This window comes from Skermanella sp. (assembly GCF_059503625.1).
Map to the genome: position 1 here is coordinate 1 of NZ_JCACHA010000244.1, position 3,177 is coordinate 3,177.

A 3,177-nucleotide genomic window follows, 5' to 3' on the forward strand; every position below is an offset into this window, starting at 1 on the left:
GAAGAACATGCAGGCGCGGTACGATCAGATTGTCGCGCTGACCGACGAGTTCTGTCAGCAGCACCTCAACGAAGAGTACCGCGAACTGGCCCAGTACATGGCGGCGGCGCTGTGCCGTAAGCGGCCGAGTCCAGTGACCTCGGGCCAAGTACGCTCCTGGGCCTGCGGCATCATCTACGCTCTCGGACAGGTGAACTTCCTGTCGGACAAGGCCACACCGCCCTACATGACGATGGGTGACGTGTGTGCGACCTTTGGCGTCAGTCCGAGCACTGGGGGTGCGAAGGCGCGCGCCATAGCGGACGCGCTGAAACTTCGCCCCTTCGATCCGGAATGGACATTGCCGAGTATGATGGACAAAAATCCGTTGGTCTGGATGGCCGAGGTGAACGGCTATCTAGTGGACTTACGGCAAATGCCACGAGAGGTTCAGGAAATCGCCTTCGAGAAGGGCATGATCCCGTACATTCCCGATGACCGGGGGTGATCATGTCTGGAGTCCGATGAAGGTACATACCCTCTGGCTGAGAGGCTAGAAAACAGGGCATTCGAAAGCCTCGAAATTACTTATCGATAAGAAGAGCCGGACGGCGAACGATAAACTGGGGCGGTCGAACAGGTAATGGCCCGTAGCGTGGAGCGATCCCTCGCCGCTGGGCCAGGATGATCCACGTCTCGCAATCTGCGATGCGTTCAAGAAGCTGTCCGGCTGGTACTCCCCGACGCCCCTGAGAGGGCCACCCCCCGAAAATCCGGCCACAAGCTGGCGCGGCCGAGATGCAGGCCGATGACATGGTAAAGTTCGATACGGTTCACCGGGGTTGGTGGTTTCCCGGAATTTGACCCCCAATGGGCAGACCAAAAAATCCCCCGTTCCTGCGACCGGCCAGCAGGAGGAACGGAGGAGTTTATAGGGAGGACACACTCACAATGAGTGTGGAGCCCGCCGAAACCCAACGGTGTGAAAAAGCCTCGCCGGACACCAGTACCGGAATAGCATAATCCCTACGCGAAACGTAATAGTAATTAGTGGGCGGCGGTATTGTTCTTGGTCGGGCATAGGCCAATCCGACGCTACGTGGTGTCGCAGTCATAGTGCAGCCTGAACTTGGCAGCGTCTTCGACCGTCCGGCCGGTCACCATCAGCCCCTTAGCGATCCAGCGGTCGTTGACGACCTTGGCAAGCTTGTGCTGGCGGATCAGCGGCCGGACGTGGAAGGTGTAGTCGCCGCTGTTGTAGATGTCGGTTATGATCACCATGGCCGGGATCATCAGAATGCCCTGCGCCGCGTTGCCATCCTCGCAGAACTACAGATCACTGTTCGCGCCCAAACACTGGGTGCGCGGATGGCCGGAGGCTTGGGTCAGCGGAACAAGATATCGTCCGTGAACTGCCTTGCTCAGCGCCGGTTCTCGGACCACATCATATCCATGCCAGCCAACGCCGAGACACAGTTCACTCTTTTCGACCGGCCATCCTCAATGGACGGTCACCGAGCACACCGTCAGAAGCAACGGGTGCAACTTCCCGATCTCGCGCAGGATGTCGGCCAGCTTGAGAATGACGAACTGATAGACTTGATCCGCATCGCGATTGGCGAGGCACGGCGGCGTGGGATTGGTTTGGTTGCGGAGACGAACGACAGCGGCCAGGAAACCACTCCAGCGGTGCAGCAGACGCGCCCGACAGTTCCAAGGATAATCCGTAAAGCTGCACCAACGCCGGACATCCCGCCTGCGAAGGCCAGTATGGTCCGCGCCGCCGTCAGGGCAGGCTTTGCTCCCGCAAGGGTGGCGAAGGATTTCGGAGTGTCCGTTGCGATGGTGCGCAAACTGGTGGCGACGTGAATGAAGCATTGTAGTGGATCAGTGCTGGGCACCTAAAGCTGTTACCGATCAGGTTGGATAACAGATGAGTTCCGGAAGAGGTTCTGGCGTTGGTCTGGGCTGTAGAGTTTGAGGAGGGCACTGTTCTCGGAACTCGTGCTGCACAGGACCATTACCGCATCTACATGTTGGGATAGTCCAGTGGGATCAGAATGGCAGAAGAGAACCGCAGCGAAATTGATCAAGCCTACGAGGACATTGAGCGCGAGGTGCCTACCCGGGTGGCACACGCTATCAGATGGTTGCGCGATCCGAAGGCCCGTTGGATTCGTATTCCCATTGGCGTGCTGTTCATTCTTGCAGGCTTTCTGTGGTTCCTGCCGGTCGTCGGCCTTGAGTTCCTTCCAGTGGGCCTTCTGCTGATTGCTCAGGACGTGCCGTTCCTCAGAAAGCCGGTCGGGCGCTTCATAATTTGGCTTGTACATAGGTGGATCGCGCTGAAGCACTGGTGGCGGGAGCGGCAGAACGCGAGATGACCCGCGTCAACTGGATCGATAACCGCTCTGGCAATATCTGTAGACAGCAGCGCGGAGCAGCGATGGTCCAAGGCAATTTAGCTGCTTTGTAGCATTCCATGAACCTTGGCACAGAACGCCTCGATGGTGACAGGCTTGCCGAGAAGCTGAGTGTCCGGCCTCAGCACTTCCTTTTCCAGCGCCGCCTCGTAGGCGTATCCAGTCAGGAACAGTACCTTCAGGTCTGGCCGTTGCGACCGGGCCATTTCCGCAAGTTGCCTGCCATTGATGCCGGGCAGGCCAACATCGGTCGCCAGCAGGTCGATCCGCTCCGACGAGGCGACGATATCCAGCGCGGCATTTCCGTCCTCGGCTTCCAGCACCATATATCCTTGCTCCTCCAAGCCCTCCACCAGCAGCATGCGGACGATGGCTTCGTCCTCCACCACCAAAATGGTCCCTGGTCCCGGCGCTTGGGGCGGCGGCTCGGGCGGCGCATCAACGACGGCCCTCGTCTCTTCCACCCCATGATGACGCGGCAAATACAGCTTCACCGAAGTGCCCCGCCCAACCTCACTCTCGATCCGGACGTGCCCGCCTGACTGCTGAACGAAGCCGTAAAGCTGGCTCAGCCCCAGCCCCGTTCCCTGACCAACAGGTTTCGTCGTGAAGAAGGGCTCGAAGGCCCGCGTGAGGACATCCGGTGACATGCCTGTGCCGGTATCGGTTACCGCCAGCATGACGTAGTCGCCCGGCTGCACTCCGGGTTCCAATCCGACGTAAGCCGTGTCCAAGTGCGTGTTGGCGGTTTCGACTATGAGCCTCCCTCCGGTGG

Annotated in this window: 5 protein-coding genes; 3 read left to right on the plus strand and 2 right to left on the minus strand. The window is 59.3% G+C overall.

The genetic code is table 11. The features are described 5' to 3' along the window. A partial coding sequence (locus tag AC5JJ6_RS05905) for a DUF6398 domain-containing protein (RefSeq protein WP_496041152.1) occupies positions 1–487 on the plus strand: 487 nt, incomplete at its 5' end. Positions 488–1,074: 587 nt separating this feature from the next. On the opposite strand, the gene AC5JJ6_RS05910 is transcribed toward AC5JJ6_RS05905, so the two are convergent. After that, on the minus strand, positions 1,075–1,260 hold the full coding sequence (locus AC5JJ6_RS05910) for a hypothetical protein (RefSeq protein ID WP_496041153.1): 186 nt from the start codon (positions 1,258–1,260) through the stop codon (positions 1,075–1,077). A 99-nt stretch (positions 1,261–1,359) separates the two neighbouring features. Between AC5JJ6_RS05910 and AC5JJ6_RS05915 the strand changes: the two genes are divergently transcribed. Together AC5JJ6_RS05915 and AC5JJ6_RS05920 are read left to right on the plus strand one after the other, a co-directional pair. Next, the gene (locus AC5JJ6_RS05915; protein ID WP_496041154.1) at positions 1,360–1,848 is read left to right on the plus strand and encodes a hypothetical protein; all 489 of its coding nucleotides are present in this window, start codon (positions 1,360–1,362) and stop codon (positions 1,846–1,848) included. Positions 1,849–2,039: 191 nt separating this feature from the next. Then, on the plus strand, positions 2,040–2,363 hold the full coding sequence (locus AC5JJ6_RS05920; protein WP_496041155.1) for a hypothetical protein: 324 nt from the start codon (positions 2,040–2,042) through the stop codon (positions 2,361–2,363). Between the two features lie 77 nt (positions 2,364–2,440). On the opposite strand, the gene AC5JJ6_RS05925 is transcribed toward AC5JJ6_RS05920, so the two are convergent. Continuing rightward, on the minus strand, positions 2,441–3,177 hold a 737-nt coding region (locus AC5JJ6_RS05925), incomplete at its 5' end, for a response regulator (RefSeq protein WP_496041156.1).

Bases quoted from the DNA above. Each gene is read 5' to 3' on its own strand.
- AC5JJ6_RS05910 (WP_496041153.1), bottom strand. From the start codon at position 1,260: ATGGTGATCATAACCGACATCTACAACAGCGGCGACTACACCTTCCAC.
- AC5JJ6_RS05920 (WP_496041155.1), top strand. From the start codon at position 2,040: ATGGCAGAAGAGAACCGCAGCGAAATTGATCAAGCCTACGAGGACATT.